The 15,424-nt window shown below is 58.0% G+C and carries 15 protein-coding genes and 2 tRNA genes; 11 read left to right on the top strand and 6 right to left on the bottom strand.

From position 1 onward, the window contains the following. Positions 1 to 38: 38 nt before the first annotated feature. The 6 genes from gyrA (at position 39) to FHU41_RS10700 (ending at position 4,577) form a co-directional block, all read left to right on the top strand. Positions 39 to 2,630 (top strand): DNA gyrase subunit A, encoded by a 2,592-nt coding sequence (gyrA, locus tag FHU41_RS10720; protein ID WP_179389652.1) that lies wholly within the window; start codon positions 39 to 41, stop codon positions 2,628 to 2,630. Next, on the top strand, positions 2,627 to 3,109 hold the full coding sequence (locus FHU41_RS10715; protein ID WP_179389651.1) for a DUF3566 domain-containing protein: 483 nt from the start codon (positions 2,627 to 2,629) through the stop codon (positions 3,107 to 3,109). Before gyrA ends, FHU41_RS10715 begins: the two co-directional genes overlap by 4 nt. 79 nt (positions 3,110 to 3,188) lie before the next feature. Continuing rightward, positions 3,189 to 3,262: transfer RNA gene (locus FHU41_RS10710), tRNA-Ile, on the top strand. A 25-nt stretch (positions 3,263 to 3,287) separates the two neighbouring features. Further along, positions 3,288 to 3,407, top strand: coding sequence for a DLW-39 family protein (locus FHU41_RS14870; protein WP_218847205.1), 120 nt, complete (start codon positions 3,288 to 3,290; stop codon positions 3,405 to 3,407). A gap of 21 nt (positions 3,408 to 3,428) precedes the next feature. Next, positions 3,429 to 3,501, top strand: a tRNA-Ala gene (locus FHU41_RS10705). 194 nt (positions 3,502 to 3,695) lie between these two features. Next, positions 3,696 to 4,577, top strand: coding sequence for an EamA family transporter (locus FHU41_RS10700; protein ID WP_179389650.1), 882 nt, complete (start codon positions 3,696 to 3,698; stop codon positions 4,575 to 4,577). A 6-nt stretch (positions 4,578 to 4,583) separates the two neighbouring features. Here FHU41_RS10700 and FHU41_RS10695 read toward each other — a convergent pair whose 3' ends face one another. Together FHU41_RS10695 and FHU41_RS10690 are read right to left on the bottom strand one after the other, a co-directional pair. Then, positions 4,584 to 5,477, bottom strand: coding sequence for a glycosyltransferase family 2 protein (locus FHU41_RS10695; RefSeq protein WP_179389649.1), 894 nt, complete (start codon positions 5,475 to 5,477; stop codon positions 4,584 to 4,586). Positions 5,478 to 5,517: 40 nt separating this feature from the next. After that, the gene (locus FHU41_RS10690) at positions 5,518 to 6,420 is read right to left on the bottom strand and encodes a hypothetical protein (protein WP_179389648.1); all 903 of its coding nucleotides are present in this window, start codon (positions 6,418 to 6,420) and stop codon (positions 5,518 to 5,520) included. A gap of 117 nt (positions 6,421 to 6,537) precedes the next feature. On the opposite strand from FHU41_RS10690, the gene FHU41_RS10685 reads away from it, so the two are divergent. After that, positions 6,538 to 7,080, top strand: a complete 543-nt coding sequence (locus tag FHU41_RS10685; protein WP_179389647.1) for a peptidylprolyl isomerase — start codon at positions 6,538 to 6,540, stop codon at positions 7,078 to 7,080. A gap of 1 nt (position 7,081) precedes the next feature. Further along, a complete protein-coding gene (locus FHU41_RS10680) occupies positions 7,082 to 7,960 on the top strand; it encodes a rhomboid family intramembrane serine protease (protein ID WP_179389646.1) in 879 nt (292 codons plus the stop codon). Between the two features lie 133 nt (positions 7,961 to 8,093). On the opposite strand, the gene FHU41_RS10675 is transcribed toward FHU41_RS10680, so the two are convergent. From FHU41_RS10675 to FHU41_RS10660, 4 genes are all read right to left on the bottom strand, one after another. Further along, complete coding sequence (locus tag FHU41_RS10675; protein WP_179389645.1) at positions 8,094 to 8,876, bottom strand: hypothetical protein; 783 nt, start codon at positions 8,874 to 8,876, stop codon at positions 8,094 to 8,096. A gap of 279 nt (positions 8,877 to 9,155) precedes the next feature. Next, positions 9,156 to 10,217: an ABC transporter ATP-binding protein gene (locus FHU41_RS10670; RefSeq protein ID WP_179389644.1), complete on the bottom strand. Its 1,062-nt coding sequence runs from the start codon at positions 10,215 to 10,217 to the stop codon at positions 9,156 to 9,158. Then, positions 10,214 to 11,749 (bottom strand): ABC transporter permease, encoded by a 1,536-nt coding sequence (locus FHU41_RS10665; RefSeq protein WP_343046308.1) that lies wholly within the window; start codon positions 11,747 to 11,749, stop codon positions 10,214 to 10,216. The genes FHU41_RS10670 and FHU41_RS10665 overlap by 4 nt, the downstream gene beginning before the upstream one ends. 34 nt (positions 11,750 to 11,783) lie before the next feature. Continuing rightward, a complete protein-coding gene (locus FHU41_RS10660) occupies positions 11,784 to 12,812 on the bottom strand; it encodes an iron ABC transporter substrate-binding protein (RefSeq protein ID WP_179389643.1) in 1,029 nt (342 codons plus the stop codon). A 179-nt stretch (positions 12,813 to 12,991) separates the two neighbouring features. Here FHU41_RS10660 and FHU41_RS10655 point away from each other — a divergent pair, with 179 nt between their 5' ends. Genes FHU41_RS10655 through FHU41_RS10645 form a run of 3 tightly spaced genes read left to right on the top strand, consistent with a single transcriptional unit; the run spans position 12,992 to position 15,413 of the window. Beyond that, a complete protein-coding gene (locus tag FHU41_RS10655) occupies positions 12,992 to 13,738 on the top strand; it encodes a phosphatase PAP2 family protein (RefSeq protein ID WP_179389642.1) in 747 nt (248 codons plus the stop codon). A gap of 32 nt (positions 13,739 to 13,770) precedes the next feature. Beyond that, positions 13,771 to 14,466 carry a response regulator transcription factor gene (locus FHU41_RS10650; RefSeq protein ID WP_179389641.1) on the top strand — a complete coding sequence of 232 codons (696 nt, stop codon included), beginning with the start codon at positions 13,771 to 13,773 and terminating at the stop codon, positions 14,464 to 14,466. Next, complete coding sequence (locus FHU41_RS10645; protein WP_179389640.1) at positions 14,463 to 15,413, top strand: sensor histidine kinase; 951 nt, start codon at positions 14,463 to 14,465, stop codon at positions 15,411 to 15,413. Before FHU41_RS10650 ends, FHU41_RS10645 begins: the two co-directional genes overlap by 4 nt. Positions 15,414 to 15,424 lie beyond the last annotated feature (11 nt).

Here is a 15,424-nt window from a genome sequence, read left to right as displayed (position 1 = left end):
ATTCCCTGGCCACAGATTTTTAGTAGAGGAAAACATCAATGAGCGATGTAACAGGCGGAGAAATAACGGATCGGATCGAGCAAGTCGATCTGCAGACCGAGATGCAGCGGTCGTATCTGGATTACGCGATGGCGGTGATTGTGGGTCGCGCCTTGCCGGATGTGCGCGACGGCCTCAAGCCGGTGCACCGGCGGGTGCTCTACGCGATGTACGACGGCGGCTACAGGCCTGACCGCTCCTTCAATAAGTGCGCTCGTGTGGTGGGCGAAGTCATGGGTCAGTATCACCCGCACGGCGATATGGCGATCTACGATGCTCTGGTCCGTTTGATCCAGGACTGGACAATGCGTTATCCCCTGGCCTTGGGGCAGGGAAACTTCGGTTCGCCCGGTAATGATGGCGCCGCTGCTCCGAGGTACACCGAGACCAAGATGGCTCCTCTAGCCATGGAGATGGTCCGCGATATCGACAAGGACACCGTCGATTTCCAGGACAACTATGACGGCAAAAACCAAGAGCCAATCATCTTGCCGGCTCGTTTCCCGAACCTGCTGGTCAACGGTTCCTCGGGTATCGCCGTCGGCATGGCCACCAATATTCCGCCGCATAACCTGCGTGAGGTTGCAGAAGGCGTTCAGTGGTACCTGCAGAACCCCACGGCCAGCAAGGAAGAGCTGCTTGAGGCGCTGATTCAGCGAATCAAGGGTCCAGACTTCCCAACCGGTGCTCAAATCCTGGGGCACAAGGGTATTGAAGACGCCTACCGTACCGGTCGTGGATCGATCACCATGCGCGCCGTGGTCAATGTCGAGGAAATTCAGGGCCGCACCTGCCTGGTGGTCACAGAACTGCCCTACCAAGCCAACCCCGACAACCTGGCCGTCAAGATCGCCGAGTTGGTCAAGGACGGAAAGATCGCCGGTATCGCGGATCTCCGGGATGAGACCTCTGGCCGAACCGGTCAGCGGCTCGTCGTGGTACTCAAGCGTGATGCGGTGGCCAAGGTGGTGCTGAATAACCTCTACAAGCACACCCAGCTGCAGGAGAACTTCAGCGCCAATATGCTCGCAATCGTGGACGGCGTGCCGCGCACGCTAAGCCTGGACGCCTTCATCCGGCACTGGGTCACCCACCAGATGGAAGTTATTGTCAGGCGGACCCGGTTCCTACTCAAGGAGGCCGAAGCTAGGGCACACATTCTGCGTGGCCTGCTGAAGGCACTGGATGCCCTCGACGAGGTCATTGCCTTGATCCGGCGCTCGCCCACCGGTGATGAAGCCCGTGCAGGTTTGATTCAGTTGTTGGATATTGACGAACTACAGGCCAACGCGATTTTGGACATGCAGCTTCGGCGGTTGGCGGCTCTAGAACGGCAAAGGATCCAGGACCAGCACGCCCAGCTCGAACTTGAGATCGCCGAGTACAACTCGATTCTGGCTTCGGAAGAACGCCAGCGCACGATTGTCAGCGAAGAGCTGGCGGAAATCGTGACTAAGTACGGTGATGACCGGCGCAGCCAGATCATGCTCGGCTACGACGGCGATATGAGCATGGAAGATCTGATCCCCGAAGAGGAAATGGTTGTCACCATTACTCGGGGCGGCTATGTAAAGCGCACCCGCAGTGACAACTACCGCTCACAGCACCGCGGCGGTAAGGGAATCAAGGGCGCCCAACTGCGCGGGGACGACGTCGTGGAGCATTTCTTCGTGACGACAACCCACCATTGGCTGCTGTTCTTCACCAATCTGGGCCGAGTTTATCGAGCCAAAGCCTATGAGCTGATTGAAGCCGGTCGCGATGCGAAGGGCCAGCATGTGGCTAACCTCTTGGCTTTCCAGCCGGACGAGAAAATTGCCCAGGTGCTGGATCTCCGGGACTACGCGCAATCGCCCTATTTAGTGCTGGCCACTAAGAACGGTCTGGTCAAGAAGACTCGCTTGGAGGATTACGACACCAACCGAAGCGCAGGCGTAATCGCGATCAACCTGCGTGACGGCGACGAGTTGGTCTCCGCTCAGCTGGTTTCCGAAACCGATGATCTGCTCTTGGTCTCCCGTAAGGGACAGTCGATTCGCTTCACCGCGACCGATGAAGCGCTACGTCCGATGGGCCGCGCCACCTCCGGGGTGACCGGCATGAAGTTCCGAAATACCGATGAACTCTTGGCCGCAGATGTGGTCACCGATGATTCCTTCGTCTTCATCGTCACCGAGGGCGGCTACGCCAAGCGCACCGCGGTGGAAGAATATCGTACCCAGGGACGAGGCGGATTGGGCATTAAAGTTGCCAAACTGGTTGAAGACCGGGGTGACCTGGTCGGTGCGCTGATCGTAAAAGAGGATGACGAGGTACTGGTGGTGATGGAAGGCGGCAAGGTGGTTCGTTCAAATGTCGCCGAGGTACCCGCCAAGGGCCGCGACACGATGGGCGTGGTCTTCGCCAAGCCGGATAAGAACGACCGGATCATTGAGGTTGCTCGTAATAGCGAGCGGGGTTTGGAGAGCCTGACGGGCGAAGAGTCCGAGGATGAAGTACCGTTGTCTGAAGATCAAGCGGCACATCAAGGCGAGACTGAACATGTAGAGGCCAGCCAGGGTGAGGCTGCCGACGAGGGAGGCAACGAGTGAGTACGAACAACCCAGGCGCGCCGGCCAGACCGGCTCAACGCCCGACGTCGGCCAAACCAGCTGCCCGTCCCGCTACCGCCAAGCCAAGCTTGGTGAAGCCCGCCCCCAAGGGGAAGGTTCGTCGGGCCCGGCTACAGGTCTCGAAGCTCGATCCGTGGTCGGTGCTCAAAATGGCTTTCCTGCTGTCGGTGGCTTTGGGCATCATTACGGTGGTTGCAGCCATTGTGCTCTGGAGTGTGCTGGATCTGACCGGAGTTTTTGATCGGATCAATTCATTGCTGGTTGATTTCCAGGGACCGGAAGGCGGCTCGGTGGACATCAAGTCCTTCGCCTCTCTGGGCCTGGTGGCTTCCTATGCGGTGATCTTAGCGGTAGTGAACGTGGTGCTTTTGACGGCCCTTTCAATGCTCGCTGCGGTGCTCTACAACATCTCTGCCACCCTGGTGGGTGGCATCGGGGTGACCCTGACCGACGACTAGTCGGCCGTCCGGCAGCTTGCTGATTTTGGCGGGCTAGCCGGATGCTGTAGAGTTTTATTTCGGCCCGACGGGGCCGAGGGGGCGTATAGCTCAGGCGGTTAGAGCGCTTCGCTGATAACGAAGAGGTCCCAGGTTCAAGTCCTGGTACGCCCACGGAATCTTTCCGATAGGAGGACCCATGAAGAAGTTGATTCTTATTGCTGCGGCAGTGGTTGGGGCTATCTTCCTGCGGAAGAAGCTTCAAGATTCCAAAGCCCAGAAGACGGTGTGGAACGAAGCGACCGATAAGGTCGGTTAGAATTTCATTAGTCCTCAAGACGGGGGCATGGCGCAATTGGTAGCGCACCTGCTTTGCAAGCAGGGGGTTCGGGGTTCGAGTCCCCGTGCCTCCACCGTCAAAAGCCCTGGCTCGCTTTGCGAGCCAGGGCTTTTTTGTCTCTGCCCCTTTGTCTCTGCCCCCTTTCGTCTGCTCCCTTTCCTCGGCCCCTTCGTCCGCCGTGCCGAGTGTGGAGATCTGCACGTTTTGAGGGCGTCATAGGGTGCAGATCTCCACACTCGACGAAGTGGGTGAACTAAGGTTGAGTCAGTGAACTACCTGCTGGCCGCCTTTGCTGTGCTCGGTGTTGCCGCTTCAGGCCCGATCATGGCCGCAACTGCTGCTCCGGCTTTAGCCATTGCCTTCTGGCGCAATGCCCTGGGTGCGGTTTTTATGGGAGCCCCCGCTGCGCTGCGACAACGCAGCGGCTTTCGACAGTTGACCCGTAAAGACGTTTTCACCTGTGCACTCGGTGCGGGCGCTTTGGCCTTGCACTTTGCCTGCTTTATTACTGCGCTGCAATTGACCTCGGTGGCAGCAGCCACGGCACTAGTCTGTCTGCAATCGGCCTGGATCGTGCTCTTCCAACTCTTCCGCGGCAAGCGACAAGCGCCAGCCATCTTCATCGGCTTGCTTCTGGCCTTATTCGGAGCCCTGCTCATCACCGGTTTTGACCTCGGATCCTCAAAGCAGGCGCTTATCGGCGACCTCCTGGGCTTAGCTGGCGGCGTTCTGGCCGGAGCCTACACACTGGTCGGTGCCAAGGCTCGGGAGACCATGAGCACCGGAATCTACACCACGCTGTGCTACGGCCTCTGTGCCCTGTTCCTGCTGGTCCTAGCGCTAGCCTTCAGGGTTCCCCTCTTCGGCTTTGGACCGTGGGTCTGGCTGGGCATCATTGCGGTCACCCTGGTGGCTCAGATGATGGGACATACGATCTTCAACCATCTGCTCGCCAGCATGAGCCCCTTGGTGATCTCCATGTTGATCCTTTTAGAGATCCCCGGAGCAGCGATTCTGGCCGCGATCTTCCTACACGAGGTGCTGCCCGCTGGTACCTACCTAGGCTTGCTGCTCATCCTGGCTGGCCTAGCCGTCGTCGTGCTAGGTCAAGGCCTGGGAGGCGCTGGCAGACTGCGGAAGGCCCGCTGAGCGGGTTTAGGGACGCAGCGCAGCCCGGCGCGCCATCTGGTTCACACTCGCGGTGTGCACGGCACGCAGCATCTTGGCCGGGAAATAGACCGAGAAGAAAACCACCATAGGAGCCTTCAAGGCCAGCTTCTTCACGTTATGCGCCTTGTAGGTGCGCTCAAAGCGGCTCACGTAATAGCGGTAATCCCGTGGGGAATCCTCCAAGCGGCGTGCCGACATGCCACTCACCATGGAGGGCACGTACTGTACCTTGAGCTCGTGGTCGGCTAGATGCAAGGAGAGGTCAATATCCTCATGCATCTCGTCTTTTTCATCCCTACAGGTTTCGCCGCGGATCTCTTCCCAGGCGCTTCGACGCACGGCCATATTCGAGCCGAAGAGGAAATGATATTGATGTTTGGCCAGCCGGAGCATTAACTGACGCATCTTGTCATCGGCTTTGAGCCCAAAGCGACGCATCGGCATATCGTAATAAACCACAGGACCGGTGGCGGCAGCGACCTGGGGATTCAGGAACGCGCTCTGAACCTGTTCTACCCAATCCGGCTCCAAGACCGAGTCGGCGTCGATCCGACCCAGAACATCGCTATGGGCGTGGTTGAGCCCGAAGTTCCGGGTGGGGATTAGGCCTTGCTCGTCATTTTGGTGCAGCAACCGGATAGGACTCTCCGGGTATTCCAATTGCATTTGCCGAACAATCGAGCAGGTAGCGTCGTTGGAGCGATTGTCCACCACGATGATCTCGTCGGCCGGAACTGATTGATATACGGCAGCGATCAAGCACTGCCGGATCACGCTTTCTTCGTTGTAGGCCGGAATCACAATGGATACCGTCGGAAGGCCCTCGGACGTGCCGAGGGCCGTAAAGTCGTCGACTGAGTCGGCTAAGTCACTTGGCATGATGCACCAAATCTAACATTGACCGCCTCGCGGCCGCGGCTTATTTCTCGGTAGCGTCCTTGACGGCGTCCTCGGCTGCTTCCTTGAGGTCTTCAGCTTTGTGCTTCACAGTGCTTTTAGCCTCGGCAGCGGCATCCTTGACTTCGCTCTTGACCTCTTCAGCCTTGTCCACAGCCTTCTCGCCGAGGTCTTCGGCTTTTTCCTTGACCTCGTCCTTGACCGCGCTGGCGGTCTCAGAGACTTTCTGTACGGCGTCCTGAACCGGCACCGGCGTCTTCCACGGATCCTCCACCGGCCGTGAGGCGCGCCAAACGGCTGCTCCCGCAGCTACGGCCGCAGCGATCACACCGAAGATAATCCAACCCTTACCACCGGACTTGGCCTTCTTCTGCTCCAGCTTGAGCTGCGCGGCGGCTTCCTTGGCAGCTTGTTCGGCGACCTTGCGGGCTTGGGCGGCGGCGCGTTTGCCTTCCTTCACCACCGGAGCAACGGCATTGGACGCCTGGGAGACTACTTCGCTGGCCACCGGGGCAACATGGTCGCTGACGTATTCCGAAACATTGCTGTTCGCATTGTCCAAAGCCTTGCCGACGGCGTGGGCGGCGTCACCGAGCTTGTCGGAGAGCAGCGGAAGGTATTCGTCGACGACCTTATCCTTCGCAGTTTGCAATGCGGGGGTAGCTTTCTCAAGAGCTTCGGCAATTTTCGGCGCTGCGTCATCAACGGCATCCGAAAGTCGTGGACCAAACTTCTCCAGCCCTTCCTGGATCCTCGGAGTCACTGTGGCAACGCCGTCAGCGGTGAATTGGGCGGCTTTCCGCAAGCCTTCCTGAACCTTCGGTGAGGCCGCTTCAATGCCCTTTTCCGCCCAGCTTCTGGCGGCTTCGACGCCGCTGGCCAGGGTTTCGTCAAAGTCACGGGTTACGTGGTCTGCCTTTTTCACAATTACCTCCCGAGGATTGGAATTTCCCTCTAGCCTACGTCGATTGGCCGCGCCCGGCGAGTCTGCGCTCTGAGTGGAACTTCGCCCGGTACGGAATGAACATGGAAGAATTAGCTTATGACTGCTATTCCTACCGCAAAAGCAACCCTGCACACCAACCACGGCGATATCCGCCTCAATCTCTTCGGCAACCACGCGCCTAAAACCGTGGCTAACTTTGTTGGCTTGGCCACCGGCGAGAAGACCTGGACTCACCCGGCCACCGGCGAGGAGAGCAACGCGCCGTTCTACGATGGCGTGATCTTCCACCGAATCATTCGCCAGTTCATGCTCCAGGGTGGCGATCCGCTCGGCCAGGGCATCGGCGGCCCCGGTTACAACTTCGATGATGAGATTCACCCGGAATTGGTGTTCAACAAGCCTTATTTGTTGGCGATGGCCAACGCTGGTATTCAGATGGGTCACGGAACCAACGGCTCACAGTTCTTCATTACCACCGTTCCTACCCTGCATTTGCAGGGTAAGCACAGCATCTTCGGTGAGGTTGCCGATGATGAGTCGAAGGCCGTTGTCGATGCCATCGAGGCTGTGCCTACCGCTCGTGGCGATCGTCCGGTCGAGGACGTTGTAATCAACTCGGTGACCATCGAGCAGCTCTGAGATGAGTTATGGAGTTCCGACGGCGGCCAATTCGCCGGGTGCCCAGGTACCCGTTTGTCCTCGCCACCCAGACCGGGTGTCCTATGTGCGCTGTCAGCGTTGCGGCCGGCCGGCTTGCACCGAGTGTCAGCGGCAGGCCGCCGTCGGAATTCAATGTGTTGACTGCGTACGGGAAACCGCTAAGGCGGCGCCGGTCAAACGAACCATGTTTGGTGGGGTGGCCCGGGGTGGGCGACCGGTTATTACCTTTGGATTGATCGCGCTCTGCGTGCTGGTTTTCATTGGCGAATGGATTCCCGGCCTGAACCTGGTGATTAACTTCGGCTATGCACCCGTCACCACCGAAACCCAACCCTGGCGGATGCTGACCTCCGTCTTCACCCATTCCACCGGCTTCCCGCTGCATATTTTGCTCAATATGTACTCTCTGTATGTTCTGGGATCGGTACTGGAACCGATCTTCGGAAGGCTCCGCTTTTTTACCGTGTTCTTAATCTCCGGCCTTGCCGGCTCCGTGGGGGTCTTGCTGATTGGGAACCCGGAACAGCTTGTTGTTGGTGCTTCCGGGGGCATCTTTGGCCTGTTCGGTGCGCTCTTTGTGCTGCAACTGAAGCGGCGGGGAGATTTGCGGCAGATTTTGGTCTTGCTGGTGATCAATGCAGCTATCGGATTCTTCGTCCCAGGGATTGCCTGGCAGGCACACCTGGGTGGTTTGATCGGTGGCGCCCTGGTGGCAGCGGTGATGCTTTATGCTCCCGCGGGAGCCAGCAAACGAGTCTTGGAGTGGGGCGGGGTCGTGGTGGTGCTGCTGATCCTGCTGGTGCTCACCGTCTGGGGAGCGGCTTCACTGCACGAGATCAGTAAGTTCTACGTCTTCTAGTTATCCACAAGGAAATCCACAGTTGGGTATAACTTACACGCTTGTAGTTCGACCTCATTTGGCGGCCTTTACGAGCACCTCTTAAACAGAAATGGCCTACCCGAAGTCAATCGGGTAGGCCATTTCTGTTGTGTTACTTAGACCAGACGATCGGGTTGTCTTGGTATTGGTTGTCGCTGTACTTCACGTAGCTGAATCGGGGATCGGTGTAGCTAACCGAGCTGATCTGATCGCCCTTGGGTGCTAAGAAAACGCTGCAGCTAATGGCGGTACTGCCAACCTTCAGGCTCAGTGCATCACCCTTACCGGTGGTATCGAATTGGGTGCTTTCGCACTTATCGAAGCTGCCGAAAACGATCAACTTCTGTGCGTCGGAGCCATCTTTGAGCTGAGCATCTACCGAGGGCGCACTCATCCCCGCGGTGGGCTTGCTCAGCGAGGTCAGAGTGGTCTCGGTGTAAACGTAATAAGGAGTCTGGCCGGCATATTTTGCCGCGTCCTTAAAAGCAGACAGATCCGCGGAAGATCCCGGAACGATCTTGGTTACCTTGGTAATAAAGGTCGCCGTTTTGTATTTGGCATCCTTAGGATCATTACCGGTATTGGCGTGCGTATTGGCTGGTTGTCCTAACTTCAACTTGGTTCCGGGAGGGGTCAGTGCCCCCGCAGATCCAGCCGGCGCAGCCGCTGCGGAACTGCTGGTTGAAGGTGCCTCTGACTCCTCGGTCCTTTCGGAAGTAGAAGTCTCATTGGTGGAGCTGCTGCTCGGATCACTGGCCGAGCTGGTGGTGCTGGCCGGGCTTTCCGAACTGCCCGAGCCACCGGAACAGCCGACTAGAGCGACGAGCGAGAGGGCCGCCACTCCTGTAAGCGCGGAAAGTTGGGAGTATCTACGGGCAGATTTCTGCTGATGCATCGGATTGATCCCCAGGGTTCAAATTAGACTAGCGATTGGCATAAGATTCTTCGATTAAATCCATTCATCACCCGTAATGTCAACCCTCAGCCGATACACAGTTTTTTCATGGGAATCTATCCACAAAGTTATCCACAGCTGGGTATAACTTACACGGCTGTAGTTCGATGGAGAATCTAAGCCAAAATAGATCATGCCCGAACTAAGGCCAGCCCCTTAGAGAGCATGATTTCTCTCATCAAAGAAGATCGGGCTGGAATGATAAACATGCCTCTAGCGCTAGTCTCCCTGGTGATCAGCGAGTACAACTGCCTCACCGGCAACCCGAAGTTTGAGCTCTGCACCAGGGAATGCCTGGCTAGAGTTCCAGTGTCGAATCGAGATCAGTTGGTTTGGAGCCGATGCTCCCAGGGAGTCGAGCCGAATTCGCAATGTGGTCTCGGGTCCAAAGAATTCGCTGTCCACCACTCTGCCGCTGACCTCGGATTCCGGTACCACCCGGATTTGTTCGGGCCGCAGCATGATCTTCACCGCACCATTCTGCACCGGGAATGGTCCGCGACTAATGGGAATCCTTCCCAGCGCGCAGACGGCAATACCGTCTTGAGCTATTGCTTCAAGCATCACCGCGTCACCCAGGAACTCAGCAGTCTCTCGATCGCTAGGACGGTTGTAGACCACGAAAGGGCTACCTACCTGGCTTAGCTGGCCGTTCCGAAGGACGGCGACCTGATCCGCGAAGGAGAGTGCCTCGGCTTGATCGTGGGTAACCAGAACGGTGGTGATCCCCGCCTCGTTCAAAATCTTGCCCACGGCTCGTCGAGTGGTATTCCGCAACGCAGCGTCTAGAGCGCTAAACGGCTCATCGAGAAGCATTAGATCCGGCTCCCGAGCCAAGGCACGAGCTAGTGCGACTCGCTGTTGTTGCCCACCCGAGAGCTCGTCGGGATGACGTTTAGCGAACGACGTCGGCAATGAAACCACTTCGAGCAACTCGGCAACTCGGTCGGACTGTCGGCCCTTGAGCCCGAAAGCGATGTTCTTAGCCACACTCAGATGCGGGAAAAGCGCACCGTCTTGGGGAACATAGCCCACTTTTCGTCGGTGTGCCGGTACCGGTTTCGCCCCCGAAGTCAGGTCCTTTCCACCGAGCAGCACTCGACCAGCGTCCGGTACTTCGAAACCAGCGATCATCCTCAGCAGGGTGGTTTTCCCGGAGCCCGAGGGCCCAATGATGGCGGTGATGCTGCCCCGCTGCGCATTTAGCGAGACATCCTGCACCACCCGCTGGGATCCGAAGGACTTGGACACATTCTGCACTTGAAGCTGGGCAGCGCTCATTGGCCGATCGCTTTCTTGGATTGGACAAACAGCAGGTAGGTCACCGGGGCGGAAAGTAACACCATGAGCAAAGCGTAAGGGGCAGCTCCCGCGTAATCGATCTCGCTACTCAGACTCCAGAATTCGGTAGCCAAGGTGCGAGTTCCCGTGGGCGAAAGGATTAGTGTTGCGGTGAGTTCATTGACGACGCCGAGGAACACCAAGGCGGCAGCGCTCGCGATGGCCGGTGCGCTGAGTCGCGCAGTGGTCCGCAGGAAGGCAAGTGAGGGACGCTTTCCCAGGCTTTGGGCTGCCTCTTCGAGTTCACGAGGGGCCTGAGCTAAACCGGTCCGGATGTTGATTAGTGCTCGCGGGATGAACAGCAGAACATAAGCCAAAAGCAGTACCACTATTGATTGATAGACCACAGGGAGCAGCCTGATCGTGATGGTTACTAGCGCGAGCGCCACCACGATTCCGGGGATTGAAGAGCTGATGTAATTAACGCTCTCCAGGGATTTGCTCAAAAATCCCGGTCTACGTACCGAAAGATAGGCGAGCGGGAGCGCCGCGAGTACGGTGCAAACAGCCGCAAGTAGACCGAGTCCTGCCGTGGAAAGCAGCGAGGAGACCAACTCATTCCGTGCCCAAACTTCTGCCCCGCCCGCGACCAACCAGCGAATCACTTGGGCCAGCGGCAAAACGACGGCAGCAGCGACCAAGGCCAACAATAGCAATTGGGTCATTGGCTGGAGTGAACCCAGCCGCCGCCGTTCTGGCTTTCCTTGTACTCCACCACCCAGCCGTGCATAGCGTGCTCTACCGCGGGCTCGGCCCTCGATAAGAAGCAGGGCCAGGCAGATCAGCACCAACACCCCGGTCAACATATTGGCAGCCGGGCCATTGAAAGTGGACTGGAACTGGTCATAGATCGCGGTGGTGAAGGTATCAAAGCGGATAAAGGCGAAAGCTCCGTACTCGGAGAGTAAATGCAAAGCTACCAATAGTGCCCCACCGAGCACCGGAATTCTGATCTGCGGCAGTACCACGGTGAAGAAAACCCGGAACGGGCCCCGGCCAAGAGTTGCTGCGGCTTGCTCAAGAGCGGGATCGAGCCGGGCTAGAGAGGCGGCAACCGGCAGATAGACGAAAGGGAAGTAGGAAAGCGTTGAAATTAGCACTCCGCCGCCCAGCCCGGCCAGGGAGGGAATTGCGCTGGCCCAGGCGTAGCTATTGACGAAAGCGGGGATAGCCAGGGGAGCAACCAGCGCTACTGACCAGATCCGCTGACCGACTAGATTGCTTCGCTCCACCAGCCAGGCACCGCCAATCCCGAGCAGCAGGCAGAGTGGAACGGTTAGTGCTACCAAAGCAGCGGTATTGCCCAGCAGTTCCGCGACTCGAGCCCGGAAGACCAGAGTGACCACATTTTGCCAGCCGGAGCTGAGGACCATATAGCCCACAAAACCCAAGGGAAGCAGGGCAAAGCAACTGACCAGGATGGCGATCAGCGTCAAAATGCCTGGTCGACGAGCCGAGGCTCCCCTTCTCACGCGGTTGAAATGAATGGCCACGAAGGATGGTGCCCTAGAGCAATCCTGCTTTGGTCATCAGATCGGTGACCGCAGAACTGTTCAGCTTGGCCGGATCGATGACCGGAGCCTGAAGATCCTTCAAGGGGGTCAACTTGCTGTTCGGGGCTACTTCGCTGGCCACCGGATACTCGAAGGACGTTCCGTTCTTCAGTACTTCCTGGCCGGTCTTGCCGGTGATGAAGTTAATGAACTTCTGCGCGGCCTCCTGGTGCTTGCTGGAGGCCAAAACACCGCCGCCGGAGACGCTGACGAAGGCTCCAGGATCTTGGTTCTTGAAGTAGTGCAGGCTTACGTTATTTGAATTCTCGCCGGTATTGGCCTGGTCACCGAAGTAGTAGTAGTGATAAATCACTGCGCCTTCTATCTCACCGGCGTTGACGGCTTTCATTGCCACGCTATTGCCTTTATAAGTTTTCACGTTGCTCTTCATAGCGTTCAGCCAGTCCTGAGTGGCTTGCTCCCCCTTGAGCTCAAGCATGGCCGAGACGATTGCTTGAAAGTCGGCTCCGGAGGGGGAGGCACCCCATCGGCCCTTCCACTGCGCATCTGCCAAGTCCATGATCGACTTCGGCAACTGGCTCCCCTGCAATTTTTGCTTGTTATAGGCGAAAACTGTGCTGCGTGCTGCGATTCCGGTCCACTTCTTAGTAGAGGGACGGTATTGTTCGGGAACCTGCTGCAGCGTGGCCGCATCGATATCGGCAAATAGCCCCGCGTTTTCCGCTTGGGTCATGGCGGGAGAGTTCTCGGTGAGGAAAACGTCGGCAGGAGAATTCTTACCCTCCTGAACGAGTTGATTGCTCAGCTCGGTGTCGTCTCCATTACGAAGGTTGACCTTGATTCCGGTCGCCTTAGTGAAGGCATCCACCCATGCCTGCGTTAACTCTTCATGTTGGGCGTTGTAGACCGTGATTTCCTGCTGGCCATTGCTTTCGTTGGAAGAGGTGGAGCCGCTGCAGGCGCCAAGCGTCAGCGCGGCTGCAACAACTAGGCCGAGGGAAGAGACGATCTTGAGTTTCATTCGGGGGCCTTTCGGGATGGGTAGCGCAGATCAACATCTAAAACCTGCCCACCCTATCTTAGGGCAGGCAAGCCTAAGTTGCTGTTACCGTCTCCTTTCGCGGGAGCCGAAGGGGGTCTTAGAGCATTCTTAGAACGCCCGGTGCAAGCTTGCCGAATGAAACAAGCCCGGAGGTGCCGATGAACGACACAAGACGTGAACAGAAGCTGGACCCTAAACTTCGGCTGGCACGGCTGCCGCTGCCCAAGCTCTGGTGGGCGTGGCTGCTCGGGCTGGCGGCGGCCACCTATTTGCTGGGCACGGTCGCCAAGGCGATGAGTAACGATTCACCGGGTGAATTCAGTATCGATCAAGCTTTTAGTTCCGCTCATTCGCCCCTACTAACCGCTTTGAGTGAATCGATTGCTTGGTTACTGAGTCCCTTCCCGGCCGTTATCTGGATTGCACTTTGTTGCCTGGTCCTGCTCATTTTCCGCTCCAGCCCGGTAAATGCGCTGGCTTTCGGCTGGGTGGTGGCCATCTCGTGGCTGAGTTGCGAGGTCTTCAAACACCTGATCAACCGTCCCCGTCCGGATTTCCACCTGCTCGCCGATCCCTTGCTCCCAGAATCCGGCACCGATAGTTTCCCCTCGGGGCACACCGCCATCGCCTTTTCGCTGGCTTTTGGCTTTTGGCTGCTGGCTCGGGGAAGCAAATGGGCCAAGCCGGTGGCGATTTTGGGCGTTGTGTTCTCCCTTTTGGTCGGGCTTTCCAGGGTTTATCTGGGAGTGCACTACCCCTCGGATGTGTTTGGTTCTTTGCTGGCCAGCAGTGCCGGTGCGATAGTTGCCATGGCGCTCTGGAACTTGCTGCTCAGCCGATGGGTTGCCCGGATGGCTTGGTTGCGTCGCTTCGGTCCGTTACCGGAACTGCCCGTTGCAGCCTGAAACCAGTGGTTTCGATGCGAGAATAGGCAGCAATGAAGGACGCCAGCAAGCTTTCCACAGCACCCAAGGTTCTCTTTGTCGAGGATGATCAGACTCTGGGTTCGCTCACCGTCCGTCTGCTCGGTGAGCAATTTCAGGTGCGTTGGCTCAGGGACGGTTGGGACGGTCTGCAGGAGGCCCTTCGTGACGGCTGGGACGTCCTACTCATCGACCGTGGCTTACCGTCCTTGGACGGCCTCCAGATTGTGCGAAGACTACGAGCAGCCGGAGATCAGGTGCCGATTCTGTTGCTAACCGCGCTTTCGGCCGTGCAGGACATCGTTGAAGGGCTCGACGCCGGGGCTAACGATTACCTCGCCAAACCCTATGACGCTCAGGAGCTAGCCGCCAGGCTTCGGGCACTCAGCCGTCGGACCGTCGATCATGGGAGCGAGGAAGTCGCCGCCCCGCTTAGTGTGGGCGAGTGGCTCTTAGAACCCTCGCAACGAAGTGCCCAGTCGGGTTACGGTTCCCGTATTGCACTGTCACCGCGCGAGTTTGATTTACTCTCCCTATTGGCGGGCAACCCGGATCGGGTCTTCGGCAGAGCGGAGTTAGCCGGAGGGGTTTTTGATGGTCCAGCCAACGAGTCCGTGGTCGATACTTATGTGCACTATCTGCGGAAAAAGCTCGGACGTGAGGTCATCATCACCATTCAAGGACTCGGCTATCAGATAGGACATTCATGATGAACCGTGTTCCATCACCTCAAGATCCGGTCCGACGGGCGGCCTGGAAGATTGGGCTGCGCGTCGGCTTGGCGAGCCTTTTGGTGCTGTTTATTGTGTTGATCGCGGCCTTAGTCTTCCTGATCCGCAGGGCGCAGCCAGCGGAACGGGCGCAGCGCATCGACCTGCCCGGTTACTTACTCATCGACGGGCGGGAAATCTACCTCGCTGCGGCGCTTGCTGCCTTGGTCTTAGTGCTCGCCCTCACGGCCTTTGCTGTCTATACCGCGCGTAAAGCCGTCCGCCCGCTCCAGGACGCCATTGAGCAGCAACGGCGTTTTGTGCAGGATGCCAGTCACCAATTGCGTACTCCTTTGGCGGTGATTGACGCCCGGGCCCAGCTGCTGGCCAGGCTCGACGCCGACGGGCAGCGCGCCGTCGAACTGCAAAGCTTGCGGGGCGACATTCGCAGGATGGTCAGCACGGTGGAGAACTTATTGCAGGGCACCGCTCCGGTAGAGCCGACCGAGGCGGTGGATTTTGATGCCGTAATTCAAAGCCTTAGCGATGAGCTACAGGTGTTGGCTCGGGAAAAGAAGGTGCAGCTCAGCTTTGAACCCGGCGCCCGGGTGCGAGTAGCCAGCACCGAGACCGCGCTGCGTACGGTATTGCTTTCGGTGTTGGAAAATGCCCTCAAGGTGACTCCCGCCGGTGGTCGGGTCGCGCTGATTAGTACGGTCGACGTCGGCTCCGCGGTTTTGCGAATCACTGACACCGGGCCGGGAATCACCGCCGAGACCGCAGACCAGATCTTTCAACGGGAATTCTCTGCCAGCGGTAACGGCTTCGGCTTGGGCCTGGCGATTGCCGCAGAAACCGCGGAACAATACCGAGGCTCGTTGACTCTGGAATCCTCATCCTCGGCAGGAAGTACCTTCTCCGTTAAGATTCCCCTGTCGAAAGGCTAGGATCACGCCTT

Origin of the sequence: Psychromicrobium silvestre (assembly GCF_013408295.1) — a bacterium.
In the GTDB taxonomy this organism is placed as follows: Bacteria; Actinomycetota; Actinomycetes; order Actinomycetales; family Micrococcaceae; genus Renibacterium; species Renibacterium silvestre.
The sequence above is the reverse complement of the archived record's forward strand: the minus strand, read 5'-3'. Positions and strand labels throughout refer to the sequence as shown.

Bases quoted from the DNA above. Each gene is read 5' to 3' on its own strand.
- FHU41_RS10695 (WP_179389649.1), bottom strand. From the start codon at position 5,477: ATGCCAAGTGACTTAGCCGACTCAGTCGACGACTTTACGGCCCTCGGC.
- FHU41_RS10685 (WP_179389647.1), top strand. From the start codon at position 6,538: ATGACTGCTATTCCTACCGCAAAAGCAACCCTGCACACCAACCACGGC.
- FHU41_RS10675 (WP_179389645.1), bottom strand. From the start codon at position 8,876: ATGCATCAGCAGAAATCTGCCCGTAGATACTCCCAACTTTCCGCGCTT.
- FHU41_RS10680 (WP_179389646.1), top strand. From the start codon at position 7,082: ATGAGTTATGGAGTTCCGACGGCGGCCAATTCGCCGGGTGCCCAGGTA.
- FHU41_RS10655 (WP_179389642.1), top strand. From the start codon at position 12,992: ATGAACGACACAAGACGTGAACAGAAGCTGGACCCTAAACTTCGGCTG.
- gyrA (WP_179389652.1), top strand. From the start codon at position 39: ATGAGCGATGTAACAGGCGGAGAAATAACGGATCGGATCGAGCAAGTC.
- FHU41_RS10650 (WP_179389641.1), top strand. From the start codon at position 13,771: ATGAAGGACGCCAGCAAGCTTTCCACAGCACCCAAGGTTCTCTTTGTC.
- FHU41_RS14870 (WP_218847205.1), top strand. From the start codon at position 3,288: ATGAAGAAGTTGATTCTTATTGCTGCGGCAGTGGTTGGGGCTATCTTC.
- FHU41_RS10645 (WP_179389640.1), top strand. From the start codon at position 14,463: ATGATGAACCGTGTTCCATCACCTCAAGATCCGGTCCGACGGGCGGCC.
- FHU41_RS10660 (WP_179389643.1), bottom strand. From the start codon at position 12,812: ATGAAACTCAAGATCGTCTCTTCCCTCGGCCTAGTTGTTGCAGCCGCG.
- FHU41_RS10670 (WP_179389644.1), bottom strand. From the start codon at position 10,217: ATGAGCGCTGCCCAGCTTCAAGTGCAGAATGTGTCCAAGTCCTTCGGA.